Origin of the sequence: Gluconacetobacter diazotrophicus PA1 5 (genome assembly GCF_000021325.1) — a bacterium.
In the GTDB taxonomy this organism is placed as follows: Bacteria; Pseudomonadota; Alphaproteobacteria; order Acetobacterales; family Acetobacteraceae; genus Gluconacetobacter; species Gluconacetobacter diazotrophicus.
In genome coordinates this window covers 3,813,696-3,834,524 of record NC_011365.1, presented here as the reverse complement: position 1 = coordinate 3,834,524, position 20,829 = coordinate 3,813,696, and the positions used below count along the sequence as shown (strand labels likewise).

At 62.7% G+C, this 20,829-nt stretch carries 20 protein-coding genes; 3 read left to right on the top strand and 17 right to left on the bottom strand.

Features of this window, described 5'->3' with window-relative positions:
• The first annotated feature begins 1 nt into the window (after position 1).
• Positions 2–1,126 (top strand): acetoin dehydrogenase dihydrolipoyllysine-residue acetyltransferase subunit, encoded by a 1,125-nt coding sequence (locus tag GDIA_RS17635; protein WP_012554994.1) that lies wholly within the window; start codon positions 2–4, stop codon positions 1,124–1,126.
• Between the two features lie 102 nt (positions 1,127–1,228).
• Here the strand turns inward: GDIA_RS17635 and GDIA_RS17630 are convergent, their stop codons facing one another.
• From GDIA_RS17630 to GDIA_RS17550, 17 genes are all read right to left on the bottom strand, one after another.
• Positions 1,229–2,194 (bottom strand): phosphatase PAP2 family protein, encoded by a 966-nt coding sequence (locus GDIA_RS17630; RefSeq protein ID WP_231854272.1) that lies wholly within the window; start codon positions 2,192–2,194, stop codon positions 1,229–1,231.
• 25 nt (positions 2,195–2,219) lie between these two features.
• Entirely contained in the window at positions 2,220–3,386 is a 1,167-nt protein-coding gene (locus tag GDIA_RS17625; RefSeq protein WP_231854270.1) for a glycosyltransferase family 87 protein, read from the bottom strand.
• A gap of 23 nt (positions 3,387–3,409) precedes the next feature.
• Positions 3,410–5,308 (bottom strand): hypothetical protein, encoded by a 1,899-nt coding sequence (locus GDIA_RS17620; RefSeq protein ID WP_012225186.1) that lies wholly within the window; start codon positions 5,306–5,308, stop codon positions 3,410–3,412.
• Complete coding sequence (locus GDIA_RS17615; RefSeq protein WP_012554993.1) at positions 5,308–6,831, bottom strand: NAD(P)/FAD-dependent oxidoreductase; 1,524 nt, start codon at positions 6,829–6,831, stop codon at positions 5,308–5,310. The genes GDIA_RS17620 and GDIA_RS17615 overlap by 1 nt, the downstream gene beginning before the upstream one ends.
• Positions 6,832–6,993: 162 nt before the next feature.
• The gene (locus GDIA_RS17610) at positions 6,994–8,670 is read right to left on the bottom strand and encodes a VWA domain-containing protein (RefSeq protein ID WP_244455148.1); all 1,677 of its coding nucleotides are present in this window, start codon (positions 8,668–8,670) and stop codon (positions 6,994–6,996) included.
• 26 nt (positions 8,671–8,696) lie between these two features.
• Positions 8,697–9,329 (bottom strand): TadE/TadG family type IV pilus assembly protein, encoded by a 633-nt coding sequence (locus GDIA_RS17605; protein ID WP_244410148.1) that lies wholly within the window; start codon positions 9,327–9,329, stop codon positions 8,697–8,699.
• Entirely contained in the window at positions 9,301–9,792 is a 492-nt protein-coding gene (locus GDIA_RS17600; RefSeq protein ID WP_012554990.1) for a TadE/TadG family type IV pilus assembly protein, read from the bottom strand. The genes GDIA_RS17605 and GDIA_RS17600 overlap by 29 nt, the downstream gene beginning before the upstream one ends.
• Positions 9,770–10,465 carry a tetratricopeptide repeat protein gene (locus GDIA_RS17595; protein WP_244410146.1) on the bottom strand — a complete coding sequence of 232 codons (696 nt, stop codon included), beginning with the start codon at positions 10,463–10,465 and terminating at the stop codon, positions 9,770–9,772. Before GDIA_RS17595 ends, GDIA_RS17600 begins: the two co-directional genes overlap by 23 nt.
• 86 nt (positions 10,466–10,551) lie before the next feature.
• Positions 10,552–11,493 carry a type II secretion system F family protein gene (locus tag GDIA_RS17590; RefSeq protein WP_012554988.1) on the bottom strand — a complete coding sequence of 314 codons (942 nt, stop codon included), beginning with the start codon at positions 11,491–11,493 and terminating at the stop codon, positions 10,552–10,554.
• Entirely contained in the window at positions 11,490–12,443 is a 954-nt protein-coding gene (locus GDIA_RS17585; protein WP_012554987.1) for a type II secretion system F family protein, read from the bottom strand. Before GDIA_RS17585 ends, GDIA_RS17590 begins: the two co-directional genes overlap by 4 nt.
• 2 nt (positions 12,444–12,445) lie before the next feature.
• Positions 12,446–13,882 (bottom strand): TadA family conjugal transfer-associated ATPase, encoded by a 1,437-nt coding sequence (locus tag GDIA_RS17580; protein WP_012225176.1) that lies wholly within the window; start codon positions 13,880–13,882, stop codon positions 12,446–12,448.
• Positions 13,879–15,120, bottom strand: coding sequence for a CpaE/TadZ family protein (locus GDIA_RS17575; protein WP_012554986.1), 1,242 nt, complete (start codon positions 15,118–15,120; stop codon positions 13,879–13,881). Before GDIA_RS17575 ends, GDIA_RS17580 begins: the two co-directional genes overlap by 4 nt.
• Positions 15,120–15,479: a hypothetical protein gene (locus GDIA_RS17570; protein WP_043459112.1), complete on the bottom strand. Its 360-nt coding sequence runs from the start codon at positions 15,477–15,479 to the stop codon at positions 15,120–15,122. The genes GDIA_RS17575 and GDIA_RS17570 overlap by 1 nt, the downstream gene beginning before the upstream one ends.
• A gap of 7 nt (positions 15,480–15,486) precedes the next feature.
• A complete protein-coding gene (locus tag GDIA_RS17565) occupies positions 15,487–16,908 on the bottom strand; it encodes a type II and III secretion system protein family protein (RefSeq protein WP_012225174.1) in 1,422 nt (473 codons plus the stop codon).
• Positions 16,895–17,773, bottom strand: coding sequence for a Flp pilus assembly protein CpaB (cpaB, locus tag GDIA_RS17560; protein ID WP_012225173.1), 879 nt, complete (start codon positions 17,771–17,773; stop codon positions 16,895–16,897). Before cpaB ends, GDIA_RS17565 begins: the two co-directional genes overlap by 14 nt.
• Before the next feature lie 10 nt (positions 17,774–17,783).
• Complete coding sequence (locus GDIA_RS17555) at positions 17,784–18,275, bottom strand: A24 family peptidase (protein WP_231854266.1); 492 nt, start codon at positions 18,273–18,275, stop codon at positions 17,784–17,786.
• 61 nt (positions 18,276–18,336) lie between these two features.
• Complete coding sequence (locus GDIA_RS17550; protein ID WP_012225171.1) at positions 18,337–18,507, bottom strand: Flp family type IVb pilin; 171 nt, start codon at positions 18,505–18,507, stop codon at positions 18,337–18,339.
• Between the two features lie 431 nt (positions 18,508–18,938).
• On the opposite strand from GDIA_RS17550, the gene GDIA_RS17545 reads away from it, so the two are divergent.
• Both GDIA_RS17545 and fliM read left to right on the top strand, forming a co-directional pair.
• Positions 18,939–19,511, top strand: a complete 573-nt coding sequence (locus tag GDIA_RS17545) for a flagellar basal body-associated FliL family protein (RefSeq protein ID WP_012554985.1) — start codon at positions 18,939–18,941, stop codon at positions 19,509–19,511.
• Positions 19,512–19,573: 62 nt separating this feature from the next.
• On the top strand, positions 19,574–20,761 hold the full coding sequence (gene fliM / locus GDIA_RS17540; RefSeq protein ID WP_012225169.1) for a flagellar motor switch protein FliM: 1,188 nt from the start codon (positions 19,574–19,576) through the stop codon (positions 20,759–20,761).
• Positions 20,762–20,829: the final 68 nt, after the last annotated feature.

Genomic DNA, 20,829 nt, shown 5'->3' with positions numbered 1-20,829 from the left:
CATGACTGATTCCATTACGCCCATCACGATGCCCAAGTTCGGCCTGGCGATGACCGAGGGCAAGCTGGCCGGCTGGATGGTCCGCCCCGGTGCCAGCGTGAAGGCCGGCGACGACCTGGCGGATATCGAGACCAGCAAGATCACCAACGCCTATGAAAGCCCGGCCGGCGGCGTGCTGCGCCGCCAGGTGGCGGCGGAAGGCGACACGTTGCCGGTGGGCGCGCTGATCGGCGTGCTGGCCGATGCCAGCGTGCCGGATGCCGAGATCGACGCCTTCATCACGCGCTTCAACGCCGAATTCTCCTCCGGCGCCGGCGGCGAGGCCGAGGAAGCGGCCCCGGAACCGAAACTGGTGGACGTGCAGGGCAACAGCCTGCGGGTCCTGGACCTGGGCCATGGGGACGCCACGCCCATCGTGCTGGTCCACGGCTTCGGCGGTGATATCGGGAACTGGCTGTTCAACCACGCGGCCCTGGCCGCCGGCCGGCGCGTCATCGCCTTCGACCTGCCCGGGCATGGCGGATCGACGAAGGATGTGGGCGCGGGGTCGCTGGATTTCTTCGCCGGCATCGTCGTCGGGCTGCTGGACACGCTGGGCATCCCGCAGGCCCACCTGGTGGGGCATTCGCTGGGCGGCGGCGTTGCCTTGACGGTGGCCCGGACCGCACCCGCGCGCGTCGCCTCCCTGGCGCTGATCGCGCCGGCCGGCATGGGCCCCGAGATCAACATGGACTTCATCACCGGGTTCATCACGGCCGACCGGCAGAAGACGATCCAGCCGGTCCTGGCCATGCTGGTCCATGACAAGACGCTGGTGGGGCGCAAGATGGCGGACGACGTCCTGCGCTACAAGCGCCTGGACGGCGCCGTCGCCGCCCTGACGCAGATTGCCGCCACCTGCTTCCCCGACGGCAAGCAGGCCGACGACCTGCGGCCCGTGCTGGAACAGGGCGACGTGAGGGCGCTGATCCTGTGGGGCGAGGACGACGAGATCCTGCCCGCGAAGCAGTCCCGGGGCCTGCCGGGCCGCGTCACGATCGACCTCCTGCCCGGGGTCGGCCATATGCCGCAGATGGAGCGGGCGGCCGACATCAACAAGGCGATCGCGGCGTTCGTCGCGAAATAGAAACGATCTGTTCTATCCATGAGAAGGGCGGCGGCCGGTCAGTCCGGCCCCGCCCTTTTTTGTCCCGCAATCCGAACGGCGCCATCTGGGCAGGCGCGCCGCTCATGGCTTCGGCGGGGCATCGCTCCCGGACGTCTCGCCCGTCCGGAATACACGGCCAGTCAAACAGAGCGTCAGGACAGCCACGGTCGCGCCGGACACGATGTCGCACAGGTAATGTCCGCCTTCGGACGGAATAGAGAACAGCATGATGCCGTTGACGACGGCGAAAACAGGAAAAAACCCCCGAATTCCACGTTGAGAATAAGTAAACAGAAACGCCATGACCGCGTGAAAGGACGGAAAAGTATAAACCCCCTCCATCCTGTTCAGGATGAAGGGTGGATTGTGACCGTTTCTCAATGCCATGAAACTATCTATGTAACTATATTTTACGTGTCCTGCGCTTGAAAAATAGGTCCAGGGGCCCGCGGCCGGCATCAATGCGACCAGCACCGACGTCAGGCACAACGCAACCTGCATGTTGACCAGAAGCTCCCGATTGCGGCCTCTCTTCCGCGCCAGGGCCAACACCAGCAGAGACCCGATGATCTGGAATATCAGGCTGCCGTACGTCGCCGCCATCACCACCTGCACGAACGGATGGGCCTTCAGGCCCTGTATCCATTCCGGCCAGTCGAAACCGAGATTCCGGTCGAAACGCGCAAGGTCTGCGTCCCGCAGCGGCCCCGACAGCGCGATGACGTGATAGGTCAGAATGGCGCCGAACAGGCAGAATCCCACCCAAAGCGCGGTATAGATGACCAGTTCGGCAAGCTCCGGCCGCTTTCGGACCGTCGTATAGACAACACCGATCGACAGCAGAAACGTGATCGCGGAAAGAGGAAGCGCCCACCCGGTAAAGGCAAGGCCGGTCCGCAGATCCAGCGCCCCATCCAGCAGGGCGATCATCAGGATGAAACCGACAGGCAATCCGTACCCGGATCCGGTACTTCTTCCCCGGGCAATCAGCGGCGGGGGCCTGTCCAGTTTTTCGTCGAGTTGAAACGAGTCGATCGAATCTGACATGGGCTGACCAAGGCAGAAAAAATTCCTATTTGTCAATTTCGCCTCGGAACGCCGCCTGATTTGCCGTCAGCATCAACGCAAGACCAAGCAGGACCAGCAGACATGCCGATCCAACAGGGGAATGGCCCACCAGCAGGACCGGGATCACGACGCAGCCAAGAAGGACGGGCAATTCGCCGGCGCGAAACCGCTGTCCCGCCTTGATGCGCGAGGAGATCACAAGGAGAATCGATCCGGTCACGACGGGAAGATCGTAATGGAATGCGTAGGGCGTCGCGAGGAACGTTCCGATAGGCAGGCAGGATCGCGCGGCCACATCCCGGCGTCCCCGGACATGCCACAACGCATAAATCGCCAGAACGACAGCCGCGGCCTGGGCTGAATGGGCCTGCGCCACGGATCCGCCCATCAATCTGGTCAGTGATGTCACGGTGGGCATCATGTCCATAAGCTGCCCCTCGCGCCCTGCGGTCAGGGACACGCCCTGATGCAGCAGAAACATGATCCATGCATGCCAGATTCCGATTCCGAAGGCCGCCATGCTGGTCACGATCAGGACTGCCGCCATGATCGCGGCGCCCCCCAGCGCCCGCCAGTACCTGCCGAACAGCAGGTAGAATGGCACCAGAATGGCAAATTGCGGCTTGATCGCCACTGCGGCCAGCATGCCCCCAGCCAGAACGGGCCGCGATGACAGAAGGCCAAGACCGCCCAGCATCAAACTGGCGAGCAGCAGGCCCCCCTGCCCCACGAGGCAGCAGACCACCGTTGACGGCGCGACCAGCAGGAGGAGCATGAGGGGCCTTGGCCATTGCCAGACCGCCAACGACGCGCCATAGGCGGACAGCGACACGCCCAGCCACAACAGCCGCGCCACCGTATAGGGTAATGCCCCAAAAGGAGCCAGCAACAACAGAATGGGCGGGGGATAAGGAAAGGGATAGGTGCCTGCCGTTGCCACGGGCATGCCCAACCCGCCTTGGAACGCCGTCAACCTGGCTGCATCGTAAATCGTAGCCGGATCATGGGTCAGGACAAAACGTCCAAAAGTCCACAGGCCGAAGAAGTCCGGGTACAGGACCTCGTGCCCGGTCATCAGTTTCGCGATAAAGATAATCGGCAAGATGGAACATGCGGCGGCCGCGATAGTCAGCACGCGCATGACGTTACGGCGATCGACCTGCTCCGGCATCGCGGAGGATCGTGGCAGGACGATCATCGCAGGGCGGCACAGGAATAAATGAAGAATGTGTTCGTCGCGTATCGCTTGAGGACGCCGCCGCGCCGCACTTCATTCACCTGCTCGGCCGGTGCTACCCAAACGGCACCGGGGTCATCGGCAGCTTGTCGCGCCAGCACCAGCGCCTCCAGCCCCGGTGAAGCCGCGCAGACCGACGACAGGTCCCCGCGCGTGAAAATCTTCTGCTGGTCATCGATGGCGGGACAGAAATGACCATCGAAATCGAAGGTACGAAGAGAGCGAAAAACGTCGGACCGGCGCTGGAAATTGATCGCCGTCCCGCGTGAGAACAGCACGCCGGCGCCTTGATCGCAGGAAAAATAGCTCGGCCGCTTCAGGACGAACCATGGCACGGTCACGTCGCCCTCCCAATAGATCGGCCCGTTTCCGGGCAACAGGGCGGCCAGTGCGGCGGGTGGCCTGTCCGCCGTATCGACGAAGATCCGCCACGGCGCGCGATGGTCCCAGCCAAGACCCGCAAGCGCGAGCAGCACCGCCGGCACGACCAGCGCCGACAATGGACGGGGCGTCCATCCACCGCCCGCCGATCCCCCGGACACACGCCACAGGACGACCAGCGTCACCGCCGCCACCGCCGCGCCATAGATCGACCACCAGACGAACGGCGGCGTGACCAGTGCGGAATACAGGATCACCAGTGTCAGCCCGAGGGCCGCCCCGGTACAGAGCTGGACCAGGAAACGGCCCCTGAAGGGAAGAGGCTGTCGGTATTTATGCTCCCAGGCACACACGCCCAGGGTGACCAGCGCCATCGCGGCCGCCGCGACATTCACCGCGGGCAGGAACGTGGCCAGGAACAGCAATCCCCACGTCACCGCCAGCACGGACGCGGCGCTGCCCGCCGAAAAATCGCTCCGTGCGCGGACACGCAGAAGCGACGCACCGGCAAACAGATGCACGACCAGGTCCAGCAGCCAGATCGCGCGCCAGGACTGGAGATCGACGATCAGTTCGTTATGAAGCCAGTCACCGCCGATCAGGCTGGCCAGGAAACCGCCGGCGGACACGACCAGCACCACTGCCACGAACCGCCGTTCCCAGGCATCGGCGAAGATCATCACGATAGCCGCCAGCACGAAATTGTCGGCGGCCGGCAGCCATCTCGTGATGCCCCACTCCGTCAGGAAACAATTGGAATCCCGGACCCATACGATCCGCAGCCATTCGGCGTCGAAACGCGCCAGGACCCTTGGAAACGGCTGGATCCCGCCATAGGCCAGCATCAGGATGACGGGAACGGCAATGGCGGCAAGCCCCCACAGGGCCGGCCGCCTCGTCGCCTGGTAGAAAAACAGGACCGCGATACCCCCCAGCGTCGCCAGGGGGTGAATGAAAAGGGAGAACCCCAGAAGCACCAGCGCGCGCAGCGGATAGCCGCGCAGCATCGACCCCAGGGCCCACATGGTCAGGGCTTCGGCAAACAGCCGGGGGGTCAGCGGCGCATCGCCGGACCGGGCCAGTTCGAACCGTCCGGGTTCGATCGCGATAGCCCCCGCCATGGCGATCACGGTCAGCCGGCCATCCCTGAAAAGACCGCCGGCCAGGCGGGACAATCCGGCCACCCAGCAGGCATATCCGATGACCGAAAGGATGAAATTTCCCCAGGCCAGACCGAAAAGGCGCAGAAACGGCTTATAGATTACGGAAAATAACGTGAATTGGTCCTGCGATCCGTACTGGAACCACAGATCCGTCGCGAACCGTCCGGGCATCAACCCGTTCAATGCCTGGATCGTATAAAGTTCCGCATCTTCGGCAATGCCCAGAAACGGCCGCGCCGCGCACCACAAGGCCGCAAGAAGCAGGACGACCGCGACCGATCCGACCCACGTGTACCGTTGCGCGACCGGCACTATGCCTCTCCGGCGGTGGCCTGGGCCATCTCTCGCGCCGCCGGTGTGCGGTGACGTCCGGCATCGATCGTCTGGCGGGAACCGGCCTGCCCCTCCTCGTGATATTCGGCGTCCTGATTGACCTGCCAGACATCATAGAGCCTGCGTCCGGCCATGATATTCCTGACCGTCAGCATCGCGGTCATCATCGCATGGTCCTGGTTATTGTATTTATGCATGCCGTTGCGTCCGACCGGATGCAGATTGGGACAATGCGCATCCAAGGCCTGACGGATTGTGGCGACCTGGTCCTGGTACTCGCCGTCATAGACCGGATAGGCCTTGGGCTGACGCACGACGGTACCGTCCACGATATCCCCGGCGGTCACCAGGCCCAGCTTGACAAGTTCCGCACTGGCCAGCCGGACCAGCGCATCATCGGGCGCGTTCCACAGATCGTCGCCCTCGAAGCAGAAATATTCAAGCCCGTAGCAGTTAAGGGCCGGGTCCGGCACCATGTCCGGCGACCATGACTTGAAATTCTGGATCCGGCCGACCTTTACGTCCGGATCATGGATATAGATCCAGTTGTCATCGAATATATTGCGATCCTTCAGGACGAGCGCGACGACCAGGAAATCGCGATACCGCAATCCGGCGGCGGCGCGCGATACGGCATCCGGCAGGACCGGCGCCACGACGCCGACCAGGTCGCGCATGGGCATGCTGGATATGACATGATCGCAATCGAAATGCTGTTCGCGACCGGCGCGATCCCGCGCGGTCACGCGCCAGCGTCCATCCGCGCGCCGGCCGAGCGCCGTCACGCGGCGGCCCATCAGGACCTCTCCCCCCTCGCGACCGATCCTGGCCGCCACGGCCTCCCACAACATGCCCGGACCACGCCGGGGATACCGGAAGCTGCCGACCAGCGTCTTGATGATCTTTTCGCGTGCGCCGTCGGTTTTCTGGGGAATCAGGGAATGCCAGATCGCCTTGGACAGGGACAGCCCCTTGATTCTCTGCGCCGCCCAGTCCGCCGAAATTTCGGTGCAGGGCATTCCCCAGACTTTTTCGGTGTAGGTACGAAAAAAGATTTCGAACAGCCTTTTTCCGAACTTGTCCGTCACCCATTCCTGAAAATTGCCCGGCGCCCGGTGGGGACGAAGCCGGACCAGGACATAGGACAGGACGCAGCGCGTGGCCTCCCACACACCAAGCTTCGACAGGGCATCGAACGCACGCAGCGGGTAGTCGAACAGGCGATGGCGATAATAGATGCGCGATTTTCGCGGCCGGGTCAGAAACCCGTCGGGCAGCATTTCATCCCACAGGCGTTCGACATCCCGCGATTTGGAAAAGAAACGATGCCCGCCAATGTCGAAGGCAAAATCCTTGTAGGTCGCCGTCCTGGAAATACCGCCGACGTATACGGGATCCTGTTCAAGAACGGTGACCGCCACGCCCTCCTTGCCAAGCAGATAGGCGGCAGTCAGGCCCGCGGGCCCCGCGCCGATGCAAACCACCGATAAATTCGAAGACATGCTCAATCCTGGTCGGCGACAGGGACTGTCGCAAACATGAAGACGCCGGAAGACACCCGGGGCGGCGCTCCGCCTGCAGGATAGCCCACCGGCACCCACCTGCGCAAACCGACGGCATTCGTGATGGCACTCATCCGGGACAAGCGTGCGCCTCACCCCACTTCATTGTGAAATTCGCAAAGCTGATAGCTGCCCACCTAGATCACTGAACGCCTGTTTCATGGAAGCCGCGGTTGGAGCGTCATAATAATTTCCTGGCTTTGACGCACAATTTTGCAACATTGCCTGCGTCGTAGCATCAGCTTCCTCACCTTCGTGAGTGTACAGAATAACGTATATCGTTATACCGGAATTTTTTATGTTATCACATACAGTCGAAACAAGAGAATTCATTTCAGGAAGAATGTTACTAGAAAATCCATTGCTTCCATAATATCCGTTTCCATTATAAGATGAAACGACCCCCAACTCGTTCTGAAGTAACCGTCCATACGCAACCATGTCGGTATCACCGTTTGACTGCGGCGGTGCTACAGGTCCATAATAATTGTACACTGGAAAACAGGGACAGATCTGGTTGTTTCCGTCCGTCATCAGGACCAGTACCTTGGTCATGTTGGGGGTGTTGTACGCCAGCGGCAGCGCCGGATTGGGCCAGAACCCCTGCCAGTTCGGACTGATCGTAAACCAGCCGGCCTGCAAGGCCTGGGGCAACATCGTGCCGCCACGCGACATCATGGGCATCGAACTGATATGCGCTTCAACCACCGAGCGACTGGCCGTTTCAGGCAACGTCGGCGAGGGATCGCATCCCAAATTAGGCCCAACCTGCAGGCCGGATTCAGTGACCAGGCTTCCGGACGTCGTGGGAAAACTGGTTATAAGCGGACTCTCAGCCATCTGACCGTATGAAGATCTGGCCGCGCTGCTTGGCGTGACGACGCCCCCCGACAAGATCCAGTCATTATCCCCGACAACCCATGAGGTTCCCCCAAACCAACTGCTCTGGCTATATTTCTGATAGGTCGAAGGCCAGTAAAACGGGGTGAACGGGGCCTGGATCGGATTGGCGTCGTTCACGTCGTAGATATGCGCGGGACTGTTGTTGTACCCGCTATACCGTGCCATCACGCATCCCATCCAGCCGTTCGACCCGTACCGGGTCGTGCTGATGTCGCTCCCCGCCGTAAGCCAGCCGGAGGGCATGCTCCGCCAGTTGCTCGGTCCGCCATAGGTAGAGCCGAATATATTCATCTCGCCGGCGAACGGCACGATCGAGACCCAGAGGTTGGGGACGGTATCGGCTCCCGTTCCGCCGCCGCACGACCCGGGTGCCGCCACGCCATAGACGGTATCCACAAGTATCTTCGCACCACACTGCAGATCCTCGATACCCTGGGCTTCCAGCGAGTCGGTATTATCGAGGACCAAGGCCAGTTCCATACCCATGTTCGATCTTACGGCCTGCGCATGTTCGGACAGCGCGATCTGGCTCACCCCCAGGATCTTTGTGAACAGCAGGGGAAGCTGCACATTCGCCTGGATCGTGATCGTGGAGGCGTTCTGCGGGGTGATGACCGGTCCCGTCGACACTGCCTGGAACGGGCCCAGACCGTTCGCCTGATGCGCCGAGGAGAAATTCGCCCAGAAGATTGCCGTCGTGTCCGACGCGCAACTCCCGGTACAGGTGCCAACGTTGTTGACCGCGCTCATTTCCCGGGCGGCGACGATCGAGGCCGCATCCAATGCCGTCTGCAACCGTTCCTGGACGATATAGATCCGCGCCAGCTCGACCCCCATCATCGAAATGGCAAGCATGGCAAAGGCGCAGACGGCCATCACGATGCTGACTGATCCCTTCCGTTTCATTGCGTACACAGCGCTCCGCTTGAGGAATTTCTTGCGGGCGACGTGGCAAGGCCGGTCGCCGCCGTGGTCGTGCCGCTGATCCGCCCGATAAACATCGACTCGCTGGACAGGAGGGGCTGCGCGTTTCCCATCCATCCATATGACAGGCCCCAGAGAGACGGCTTGGCGAAGGACTCGACCGCGATCAGCACCTCTCCGCTGGTCAGGCTGAACTGGCCGATGTTGGTCGCCGAGACCGCGCTGCCCTGACCGCCGAAATTGCTGTGATTGCCCGAATAGCCCTGGAATTGCTGCCACTCCACGACGGGCGTGTTCCCGCTGTTCAGGCCGATCACCGTGATGTACGTCGTGCCGTTCACCGAACTGTCCGCCCCGGTGATGCTGAGCGGGGCCGCGATCTGCGCCGCATCCGCGAACAAGGCGTTGATATCGGTGGGGGAAACTGCCTGGCACTGCGACACGATCTCGCCAATCTGGGTCGTGACGTTATTGAGCCGGTACCAGTTCTCGATTTCCAGCACCAGGTCCGCGGCACCCAGGCACATCAGCAGCAGCACCGGCGCCAGCAGTGCCATTTCGATGGCCGCGATCGCGCGGCGCTCAGCAGCTAGGCGTCGAATAAGGTTCATTTTGCACAAGCATGGTGACCTGGTGGGTCATACTGGTTCTATGGAGTACCATCGATCCCAGGGGCGTCAGGAACGGCTGGCTGTATGTGAAGACATAGACGATCGTCTGGGTCGCATTTCCCCCGAAACCCGATTGCGAGGAACCGACGGCGGTGCCGCCGTTGGCACTGGCCATGACGGACAGGTTCGACGGTGACAGGATACCCGGCGCCTCGGCGGTGGCCAGCCACACGATCGCCTGCGCCCGGCAGGTCGGCGAACCGTCCAGGCCGGGAACGGTGGATTGTCCGGTCATCGCGAAACGCGCGGCATCATGCACCCCGTGCTGCAATGCGATTTCGGTCGCCATCTGCCAGCCGACCTCCAGAACCATCAGCAGCAGGCCGATTATGACAGGGGTCAGCAGACCGAACTCGACCGCCGTAACGCCGCGCCTGTCCCTACGGAATGCGGTTGAAGTCACGGAAGACCTCCAGCATCGGACCGATCCTGTCCTTGGGCAGGTCCCGGGCCAGCATCCGACGCGCGATGTCTTCATGTCCGGCCTGGACCTCGGCAAAGGCAAAATCCTGGCGGATGCGCACGGTCCCGTCGGCGGACGTGGCCAGCGGGCCGAGAATCTGCACCGCTTCGTTCGGCCTGCCGCTCATGGCCAGCGAAAAGCCCAGATTGACCTGCGGCGCGATTGCGAACGGGTTCAGCCGCATGGCCTGCCGGTACGCCGCCTGCGCCTGCGCATGTTGCAGGCACAGATCGTAGGCGACTCCCAGGTCGGTCTGGACCTGCGCGTCCTCGGGATGCCGGGCCGCCAGGCTGCGCAGGGTCGCCAGCGCTTCCCGTGGGTCGGCGGCCAACTGGACCCTTGCCAGCCCCTTGCCGGCCTCGACCGAATCCGGGTCCGTGGCGAGGACCTCGCGGAAGAAGAGGACAGCCGGCTCCGTCCGCCCCAGGGCCGCGTTCGCCCGGCCGAGCCTGACCAGGGTGTCCGGCTCATGCGGATGTGTCTGCAGTCGCTTCTGCATGATGCTGAGTGCGGCCTGCGGCGCGCCGCTCTCCAGCTCGACATCGGCGAATTTCAGGTCGTCATTCGACTTGTCCGGTACGGCGCTGGTGCTCGCCCCCGTACACGCCGTCACCAGAAACGCCGTGACGAGGATTGCGGGAAAGCGAAGCCGTACGGCCGTCAAAGGCCCGCGTCGCGGGGTACGGTAGGGGTGCATCCTTATCGTCCGAGCGCATGCATGACGGTCACCGCTGCCGGCCCGCCAACCACAAGAAAAACAACCGGCAGGATGAACAGGATCATCGGCAGGGTCAACAGGACCGGCAACCGGGCCGCGCGGGCCTCATACTCCGTCAGGGCGTCCTTTCGCATTTCGACGGACAGCACCCGCAAGGCCTGCGTGACCGAAGATCCGGCCTGCAGGGTCTGGTTCAATGCGCTGCCGATGCGGCGCATGCTGGACAGGTTGGTCCGCTCTCCGAAATGCAGGAACACGTCGCGCCGGTCCGACGCGACACCCATTTCCTGCGCCGTCAGGCGAAATTCGTTCGCAACGCTGCGATTGACGGCTGTCATCTCCCGCCCGACGCGTCCGATCGCCGCCTCGATCGGCAACCCGGCCTCGGCACAGATCACCAGCATATCGAGCGCGTCGGGTATCCCCTGGTCGACATTGCGCAGATAATGCGCCTGCATCCGCTTGACGATGAAATCCGGAGCCAGCAGGCCCACCATCGGCGCCCCCAGGCTCAGGACCAGGTACAGCATCCCGTCGGATCGCGTCTCCTCATGGATCAGCCATCCCACGACGATGCCGACGACCAGGGTCACGGCCTTGGCCCCGATGAACACCGGCAGGAAACGAGTACCCAGGAACGACACCGAACTCAATGTCTGCTGCAATTCCCCCAGGGTCTTGGCGCTCAGCAGGCCGCTGCGCGCGAAAAACACACCGATACGCTCCAGGAAGCGGAACCAGATCCGGCCGTCGATCGTCCGGACCGCGTTCGCCTCCCCCACCGATAGTTCATGCAGTTGCCGCAGGCGCAGGGTCCGCCTGCCCTCCTGCTCCATCCTGGAAAACAGCAGGTAGCAGGCGGAGAAGATGCCGCCGATCGTCATGAGCAGCGCGGCAATCATGATCATTGTGTTGCCGTTCATCCCAGGGACCGCTTCATGATGAAACGCATCGACCCGAATCCCAGGCCCAGCATCAGCGCGGACACACCCAGCAGCATATGTCCCATGTGCGTCGTCAGAAAAACCGCCATGTAGTCGGGATTAATAATGGACATGATTCCGCCGATGGCGAAGGGAATTCCACCCAGAACATAGCAGCTCATGCGTGCCTCCGATGCCAGGGCGTGGCCGCGCTTGCGCGCCGCGATCCGCTGGCGGATCATGTCGGCGAAACTTGCCAGTACGTCCGCCAGGGTTCCGCCCGTCTGGGCCTGCAATGCCATGATCGTCGCAAAGAACCGATACTCCTGCAAGCCGGTGCGCTCGGCCAGATTATGCAAGGTATCGCCCAGACTTTTTCCGACCGCCACGTCCTGCGAGATCATTCTGAATTCGTCCGCCGTGGGGTATTCCGCCTCCTGACCCACGATGATCAGGGCGCGGCTGAGGGGAATACCGACCCGCAACGACCGGACGATCATGCCCAACGCATCGGGCAGTTGCTGAAACAGCTTGGCGGCATACCGCCGGTCCACGATCCGGAATGCCAGCCGCCCCAGAATCACCCACAGGACCAGCAGCAATGCCGGGCTGGCGGGACCGATCAGCAAAAGTCCCGGAACAAGCCCCACGACCGGCAGGATGGCGGAAAAACCGACCACACGCTTCATCCCCGCCTGCATATGGGCATAGGATTCGGGGCGGAAGCCGAAGACCCGCGCCGTAACCGCCGACAGGTTCAGCGCCGCGCGCAGATGATCCAGCCGTCCCGATGCGGTAACGGGCAACGCCCGCAGGCGATAGGCCCCGAGTTCAGCTTCGAACCGGCCTTCCCGTCGTTCGGTCGCCATGCTGCGCCGGTACAGAAGAACGACACTCGTCACCAGCGAGAATATCGTCATCAGCAGGCTGAGCAGGACAATCCCGAGCATGCTCACTCAAGCTCTTCGAACGCCGCGTACCAGGCACGATCCAGCTCATAATATTTCAGCTTGTCGAAAAAGCTCGGGCGGATCTTCGATTCCTCGTACCGCCCGTGCAGGCGTCCGTCCATGTCTTCCCCGTCGAAGACGAAATTGAAGATATCGTTCAGGACGACGACATCGCCCTCCAGCCCCGAGACATCGGTCACCTGCACGATCCGGCGGCCGCCGTCGCGATGACGGCCGACCTGCACGATCATGTCCACCGCCCCCACGATCTGGGTCCGGATGGCCGTGGTCGGCAGTCCGAAGCTGCCCATCTGGACCATGTTCTCGATACGGGTGACGGCATCGCGGGTGGTGTTGGCGTGAATCGTCGACATGCTGCCGTCATGGCCGGTATTCATGGCCTGCAGCATGTCGAACGCCTCGGCGCCTCGGACCTCGCCGATGATGATCCGGTCGGGGCGCATACGCAGCGCATTGCGCACAAGATCGCGCTGGGTGACTTCCCCCTTGCCCTCGATCGACGGGGGACGGGTTTCCAGACGCACGACGTGCGGCTGCTGAAGCTGCAGTTCCGCCGCGTCTTCCACCGTGATGACGCGTTCGTCGAAATCGATGAAATGCGACACCGCATTCATCAGGGTGGTCTTGCCCGACCCCGTGCCGCCCGAAATCACGATATTCAGGCGCACCCGTCCCGCGATTTCCAGGATCTTCGCCAGCTTGGGCGTGCAGCTACCATTTTCGACCAGACGGGAAAAATTGATCGGGCGTTTGGAAAATTTCCGGATCGATACATAGGGACCGTCCAGCGCCAGCGGCGGAAAGACGATATTGACGCGCGATCCATCCTTCAGGCGCGCATCGACGGTCGGGCTGGATTCGTCGACGCGCCGCCCGACAGCCGAGGCAATCCGCTGGCTGACGGACACCAGATGATCGACATCGCGGAACCGGACATTCGACAGGACCGTCTTGCCCCGCCTTTCCACGAAGATCCGGTTCGGCCCGTTGATCAGGATGTCCGAAATCGTTTCGTCGTCCAGCAGGGGCTGGATCGGCCCGAGACCGAGCATGTCATGGACAAGTTCGGTCGCGATTTCCCGCTGCTCGCGCAGGTTGAGCTGGATGCGCCGCTCGGATGCGGCCTGGCCAACGACGCGTTCGACTTCCTCGGCCAGCCGCTCGGGCGCCAGGGCGAGCACGACGCCCGGATCCAGACGGGCCAGGCACAGCGCGCGCAATTCCAGCGAATGGGCTTTCGTCGCCGTGTTTTCCTCGACATCGACAACGGGGGCCTGGTCCGGAACCGCCGGGACGGCGGGTGGCTGGCTCGGCTCCTGAACAGGCTGAAGGCCCCCCGCCGATTGGCTCGGCGCCGGATCCGGCCTGGTGGCGACAGGCTTGTTCTCTAGCCGGCCGAAGCCCTTTCCGAAGCTCATGTGCCGCGACCGAACAGGCGCCGGAACAGGCCCGACGAAAATCCGGGCGCATGATGCGGCTGGTCGGCGACCACCGATGCGGCCTCGTGCGTCAGCTTCACGATGGCCGACCGGAACTCCTTGCAGGTCTTCACCGCCGGGATGCCGTCCACTTCGGCCGTCCCGAGGGGCTTGGGCAGGAAGGGAATGACCACGTCAGGCTTGTCTCCCAGGCTCTTCACCACCTCATCCAGCGTCAGCGTACCCGGCCGCCCCAGTCCGTTCAGCACCACCAGCGGCTGGGACCCCTGTCCCCGGGTCTGAAGCAGGGGCATGATTCGCAGCGTATCGCGCACGGCCGCCAATGTCGGATCGAGAACGATAATCCGCTGGAACGTGACGTCCAGCAACGCGGCCTCGGTCTCGTCCGGGCACAGCGGGGCTTCCGCCAGGACGAAATTATATCGCTTTGTGACCGTCGCCATCAGGTGGCGCATGGCCGCGGCACTGGTCTTCGGCCGCGTCTGCAGGTCGCTCAGGCTCGACAGCAGGTTCAGCCGGTCGCCGACCAGTTGCGCGCTGCGTTCCAGGAACAAGGTGTCCACGCGATCGGGCGTTTCCATGGCCGAGCGCAGGCCGTTATTGCTCTGCGTCCCCAGCAGGAGCGCGGTCTTGCCGGTCGTCAGGTCGAAATCGACGATCACGGTATGTCGCTTGGCTTCCTCGGCCAGGTACCATCCCAGGTTGGTCATGATCGTCGTGGCGCCCACACCGCCGCGCACGCCACTGACCGTAATCACGCGCCCACCACGCGGCGCATCCGGCGCGACCTCGCCGCCCATGATGACCGGTCCGAAAAACCGCGTCGCCATGCTGCGGTTCAGCGGCTTGTACAGATATTCGGAAACGCCGAATCCGCGCGTCACCTGCCGATAGAAATTGGCATCTTCCCGATCGCCGATCAGCAGGACCGTGACGTCGGGCGACACGACATTCGCCAGTTCGGTCAACGTCGTCAGCGGCTGGTCCTCGCCGCTGACATCCAGGATCAGGATCCCGGGAGTCTCGTGACTCCGCAGGTACTCGACCGCCTGCTGGCAGGACATGCGCATGACCGTGCTGTCCTGGTGATGCAGGTCCGCCAGGCACTCCCGCAGCAGGGATTCCGTGAAAGCGTCCGAGACCAGCGCAAGGATTTCCGAGGGTGGCGTGCCTTCGGCATTCGTCTGGGCCCGGGGGGCGGAGATCGTCCCGGACATCAGGGCGCCGCTCCCGCGCTGGCACCCGAACCCGAGCCCGAACCACTGGACTGCAAGGTCATTTCAGCCAGTCCGCTATTCCCGAGGTCCATGACCTTGCCGTCCCGCCAGCGCTGTACCGCCACCGCCGCCTCATGCGCGTCGGCATCGCCCAACGGACGTCCATGTACCAGGTCCTGGGGGCGTTCGACCTGCGCCTCGATGTTGGATTGATTGGTCCCGAGCGGCCGCCAGTGATAGGTCATCTGCAGCGGCGCCATGGTCGTGCACCCCCCCAGAGCCGGCAGGGCCAGGGCCAGGGCCAGCCGGGCACGGCACCCGATCCGCGCAAAGGCGACATGATTGCGGCAAATGGTCATTCCATGGTCACTCCACCATGAATCCAGCGTCGCTGTTCACGTCGCGACGCGCCACATTTTTCTTGCCGGCATATTTATAAATATTCTGTCGCATCAGGAAAATACGATCCAGATCGCCCGGCGGAGCCCAGTTGTCGTCCGGGCTATGCAGCATCGATTCATTATCCACCGGCCGGACGAGATAAGGCGTGACGACAATGACCAGTTCGCTTTCGTTCTTCTGGAAACTGCTGGATTTGAACAGGGCCCCCAGAACCGGAATATCGCCCAGGAACGGCAGGCCCAACCCCTGCATGTTGGTCGAATCCTGCATAAGCCCGGCAATGGCAAAACTCTGGCCGCTCCCCAGTTCGACCGTCGTATCCGCGCGCCGGACCGTCAGGGCCGGAATCTGCAGGTTGCCGTTCGCCTCGGACAATGTCACTGCCCCCTGGGTCGAAAGCGCGCTGACTTCCGGCCGCACATGCAGGCTGATCCGTCCATCAGCCAGCACGGTCGGCACGAAGGCCAGCGAAATGCCATACTGCTTGTACTGCACGTTGATGTTGTTGTTATAGCTGGAAACCGGAATCGGATATTCGCCACCCACGATGAAGCTCGCGGCCTGACCGCTGACGGTGGTCAGGTTGGGCTCCGCGAGGCTGTGGATCAGCCCGTCCTGGGACAGGGCATCGATGACGGTTTCCACGGTCACGGGACGCCCCGCCGCCGAAAAGCGGGACAGAAAGTTGAAGGCACTCTGTTCCGTCGTCAGGGCCGCCAACGGGTTGCTGGTCGATATCCCGATCGCCGCCGCCGTCCCCAGCGCATTGACCGACTGCCATTCCACGCCCAGTTCGCGTACCAGACTGCGGGACATTTCAACGATCCGGACCTTCAAATTGACCTGGATCGAACCGGGCACGGACGCATAATCGCCGACACGCCCCCCCTTTCCGACCAGCGCCGTCGCCCCCTCCAGCGCCTGCTCGGCCGATTCCGAGGAGGTTTCAGTCCCCTCGATGCCGATGCTGCCGTCCGCCCCCGTTCCGATGCGGACACGAGGATTCTGCTGCCCCACATCCCGGCGAAGGGCCGACGCGCGATAGCTCGAGGGCAGGACGACCACCGTATAGCGTGCCACCACGCCGCCGGACCGGCTGGTGGCGATCACCGTCGTCTGCCCGGCCCCGACCCCGAACACGAACATGCTGTCCGGACTGGCGGCCCGGACCTCGACCACCTTGGGGTCCGCCACGAAGATGTTCGTCGCGATGCCATCCAGCTTCACCAGCTTGCCGGCGCCTTCCTCGATTCCCAGCACCGCGTGGGCACCGTGCGCCACCGATCCGGATGCGGCCGGGTGAGTCGATCGGGCATCCGCACCCGCCAGGCATAGCGACATGCCCGCGAACGCCGCCATGGGCAGAACCCGTCTAGAAATGAACATCTTTTAGATCCGCGGTCCCATTATAAAGGTGCACCGTCTCCGCGTCGGATTCCGGGCCATGCGCCAGCGCGGGCGAAACATCGCCACCCCATGTCGTATGCGGGGCAAAAGCCGCGACCCCGGCCTGATCGAGCGACCTGACCGCCAGGGTCAGGCGCCCCAGCCGCCCCGCCACGGCGACAGCCTCAGCCTGGGCCGGTGTCACCTCCAGCGTGACCGTCCGGTTACCCACTCCCCGGCTGTCGACAGTGCTCGTATGCTGCATTTCACGATCGATGGCCACGACACGCAAGGCGGACAGGACCGTTTCGGCAGCAATACGACCGCCACCCGCGTCCCCGCCCGGATTGCCGCCTGCCCCACCCCCCGAATTGGCGACGTCGGCCGTCGCCACATCATGGGTCACGATCAGATCGACATAATCCCCAGGCTCGATCAGGTCGGCCACCCCCGAAACGGAGTCGACACCGACGCTGACGGCTGAATCCCCGGGCTTCAATACGGCTGCCAGAAACCCGTGATCGCCGACGCGCAGCACGGCTTCATTCGTCAGCAGGCCGCCCTCGGGAACCGGCACGCGCAGCAACCCGCCCGTCAACGCCGCGCGTTCGGACGGCACGTCGTGAATCGCACCGGGGGGCACCAGGTTGGCGGGAAAATCTTTCGTCTGAAGATCCCCGGACTGCAACAAGGCACCGGCCGGCTCCGCCTTCCGCGCAACCAGGACGCCGACGGTCGGCACCTTCTTTTCCGTGACCTGCGCGACCACGGGCTTCTCACCCGAATGGAGCGCCAGCCGTCCCAGGATCACCACGCCGATCAGACCGGACACGGCAACGACTATCAGCAGGATACGCCCGATCATTCAGACAACTTCACCGGATAAGCTGAAAACAGGACCCCGCCGCGATGGCGACGGCATAAGGCAAAGGACCGCCGCGACGCATCCGCCAACGCTCGCTCCGCACAATACGGCCGAAACAACCGTGTCGCACCGGACCGACCGTGACCCGATGACGTACCATCAAGTAGAAACCGGCCAGAACACCACCCGACATGGCTATCGTCAAAATCCATGACGGCACCGCGGCGGGCGGAAACAACAAGGACGCCGCACTGAGCAGCTTGACGTCGCCGCCCCCGATCGCCCCGAACCACCAGATCGCGAAGCACAAACCGAATACGCAGATCGCGACCAGAATGGAACCCACGATATGGCCATGCAGAATGGCGATCGTCGCCCCAAGCCCACCCAAGGCGACGACCACTTGATCAGGTATTGTTCGGACCGCCACATCATGCAACGCGGCATATACAAGAAAAATGGTGGAAATAACGACTAAGCCATCAACAACCCAGCCCATCATCCCACCAGTTTCTCATATACTCAGGCCAGTGACATGCCTTGGCGACTTACCCTGCGTTCAATTAGAGATCGGTACCGATAGAGCTGAAAACCGTGTTCAGCTTGCTGCCGATCGTCCCTACCGCGGTCATGATGACCGCAGCGATCAGGGCCGCGATCAGGCCATATTCCAGCGCCGTAACGCCGCGACGGCTATTCTTGAGGACAAGCAATTTCAGAAGAAGAGTATTCATCGGATTTCCATATCACATTCAGTCGCACGAACAAGCAGCAACGCCCAACGACCCGCATGGAATAGGCTGGGCATGAACGCGGTTCTACGCAAACCGCAACCGGAAGTAAATTATAAAAATCATTCGTAGCCCGAATGAAAGCTATTTCGTTCCACGCAAACAGACCAAGAACACCCACCCTTTCGGCAAGCAATTCGTCGAACCGCAACGCAACAAATTGCAACAGTGACAGGTGCGCCCTTTTCGGCACAGAATGCTCTGCCGCCCCTGTCGACGGCGGCGAAAATCCCCCGGTCATGTCGCTATGCATGCATATAGGCATCGGCCGGCCCGGCCGCCAGCCGGCATGGCCATATAGAGACCATTGAGTAGGCGCGGCCCAATGGCTAGACTGCCGATGGATAGATTTTACCCTCCCGGAGCCCCCACATATGAGCGAGACTGCAACCGGCGGCCCAACCGCCTCCCCGCTTGGAGGGGCACGGAAGGAGTCGGCGCTGCGGGCGGAAACGGCGGAGACGGCTCTCCCTCACGGGAAGGACGCAAAGCCTTCGAAGCGGAAGCTGATCATCGCCGGCGCGGGCGGGATCGCGGCCCTTCTGCTTGTCGCCGGCGGCGTGAAGTGGGAGCGGGGCGGCGTAGCGCAGAAGGTCGAGAAGGACGTGGCGAGCCGGGAGAGCGCCGCCGACAGTGTCCTTCATCCGCCCATTATTCTCGGCATTCCGCCGATCATCTCCAACCTCGATAGCGGAGATGGACGTCCGGTCTATGTGAAGATCACCGCGAAGGTCGAGATCTCGGGCGCGTCCGACGAAGCCTCGCTCCAGGACAGGATTCCCGAGATCCAGGACGTGTTCCAGACGTACCTGCATGAAACCCGCCCGCAGGATATCCGGGGCAACGGGATATATCGGCTGCGCGAAGCCATCATGCGCCGCCTGCGCGTCGACATGGCGCCCTTGAAGGTGACCAATCTCTACCTCGTCGATTTTCTCGTCCAGTGATCCCGCAGACCTCTGAAATATCGAAAAATTTTACTCATCTGGGAACGGCGGCAAGCAACGACATGCAGGACGGGGACGACACGACGAAGGGAGCCGACCACCACGAGACGGCCGCCGGATCCCAGCCGGAGCCCGTGCATGAGGCCGCGCCTGCCGGGGCAGGCGGCGGGCACGCCGCCAAGGAAGACAGTTCGCCCGCGATGGCTCATGACGATATGGGTGGTCACGTGCTGGACCAGTCCGAAATCGACAGCCTGCTGGGGAACGCGTTCGGCGGGCTTCCCATCAAGGAAGAGTCCGGCCTGGAACGGGTCATCAAGGCAGGGTTCGTGGCCTACGAACGCCTGCCGATGCTGGAGATCGTATTCGACCGCCTGGTCCGGATGTTGTCGTCCACGCTCCGCAGCTTCACGAACGACAACGTCGAAATCACCATCGACGGCATGCGCTCGATGAGCTTCGGCGACTATATGAATGCCGTGCCGTCATCGTCCCTGTTCGCGGTCTTCAAGGCCGTGCAATGGGAAAATTACGGCCTGATCGTCATCGATTCCGCGCTGTCCTACTCGATCATCGACATCCTGATGGGTGGTCCGCGCGGGGTCGGCTACGCAGGGGTGGAAGCGCGCCCACATACCGCCATCGAAAGGGCGCTGATCGAAAAGCTCGTCACGTTGACGCTCAACGATCTTTCCACGGCCTTCAATCCGGTCTGCACCATCGACCTGACGTTCGAGCGGCTTGAGGTCAGTGCGCGCTTCGCCGCGATCGCACGCGCCTCGAACGCCGTCGTGATGACCAAGCTTCACATCGACATGGAGGACCGGAGCGGAAGCCTGGACCTGATCATTCCCTACGTGACGCTGGAACCTGTCCGCGATCAGTTGTCCCAGCAATTCATGGGCGAGCGGTTCGGACGCGATTCAAAATGGGAAGGTCACCTGGTTTCCGAAATTCTCGAAACCGACATCCAGGTTTCGGCGGTATTCGAGGAAAAGACGATTCTGCTTTCGGAGGTCCTCGGCCTCCGTCCCGGCATGCTGATCAGCTTTCCCCATCAGAACGGAACACCGATCCACGTCCGGCTCCAATGCGGCCAGACCCCCCTGTTCGAGGGACGGCTGGGAAAACTGCAGGACAAGGCAGCCGTTAAGATCGAGAAGAGGCTGGTGCCACCCGCTGGGCCGCACATGAACGAGGCGGCCGTTCCCGATCCGGCCCCGCCAGACGAGCAGAAGACGCAAGCCTGAATGGAATGGACCGTCGCCCCGCCCCGTGCGGCGGGGACTGGAACGCGACGGGGCGGACTCGTCCAGTC

Bases quoted from the DNA above. Each gene is read 5' to 3' on its own strand.
- GDIA_RS17635 (WP_012554994.1), top strand. From the start codon at position 2: ATGACTGATTCCATTACGCCCATCACGATGCCCAAGTTCGGCCTGGCG.
- GDIA_RS17630 (WP_231854272.1), bottom strand. From the start codon at position 2,194: ATGTCAGATTCGATCGACTCGTTTCAACTCGACGAAAAACTGGACAGG.
- GDIA_RS17625 (WP_231854270.1), bottom strand. From the start codon at position 3,386: ATGCCGGAGCAGGTCGATCGCCGTAACGTCATGCGCGTGCTGACTATC.
- GDIA_RS17615 (WP_012554993.1), bottom strand. From the start codon at position 6,831: ATGTCTTCGAATTTATCGGTGGTTTGCATCGGCGCGGGGCCCGCGGGC.
- GDIA_RS17610 (WP_244455148.1), bottom strand. From the start codon at position 8,670: ATGGCCGTCTGCGCCTTTGCCATGCTTGCCATTTCGATGATGGGGGTC.
- GDIA_RS17605 (WP_244410148.1), bottom strand. From the start codon at position 9,329: ATGAACCTTATTCGACGCCTAGCTGCTGAGCGCCGCGCGATCGCGGCC.
- GDIA_RS17590 (WP_012554988.1), bottom strand. From the start codon at position 11,493: ATGAACGGCAACACAATGATCATGATTGCCGCGCTGCTCATGACGATC.
- GDIA_RS17585 (WP_012554987.1), bottom strand. From the start codon at position 12,443: ATGCTCGGGATTGTCCTGCTCAGCCTGCTGATGACGATATTCTCGCTG.
- GDIA_RS17580 (WP_012225176.1), bottom strand. From the start codon at position 13,882: ATGAGCTTCGGAAAGGGCTTCGGCCGGCTAGAGAACAAGCCTGTCGCC.
- GDIA_RS17575 (WP_012554986.1), bottom strand. From the start codon at position 15,120: ATGTCCGGGACGATCTCCGCCCCCCGGGCCCAGACGAATGCCGAAGGC.
- GDIA_RS17570 (WP_043459112.1), bottom strand. From the start codon at position 15,479: ATGACCATTTGCCGCAATCATGTCGCCTTTGCGCGGATCGGGTGCCGT.
- GDIA_RS17565 (WP_012225174.1), bottom strand. From the start codon at position 16,908: ATGTTCATTTCTAGACGGGTTCTGCCCATGGCGGCGTTCGCGGGCATG.
- cpaB (WP_012225173.1), bottom strand. From the start codon at position 17,773: ATGATCGGGCGTATCCTGCTGATAGTCGTTGCCGTGTCCGGTCTGATC.
- GDIA_RS17555 (WP_231854266.1), bottom strand. From the start codon at position 18,275: ATGATGGGCTGGGTTGTTGATGGCTTAGTCGTTATTTCCACCATTTTT.
- GDIA_RS17550 (WP_012225171.1), bottom strand. From the start codon at position 18,507: ATGAATACTCTTCTTCTGAAATTGCTTGTCCTCAAGAATAGCCGTCGC.
- GDIA_RS17545 (WP_012554985.1), top strand. From the start codon at position 18,939: ATGAGCGAGACTGCAACCGGCGGCCCAACCGCCTCCCCGCTTGGAGGG.
- fliM (WP_012225169.1), top strand. From the start codon at position 19,574: ATGCAGGACGGGGACGACACGACGAAGGGAGCCGACCACCACGAGACG.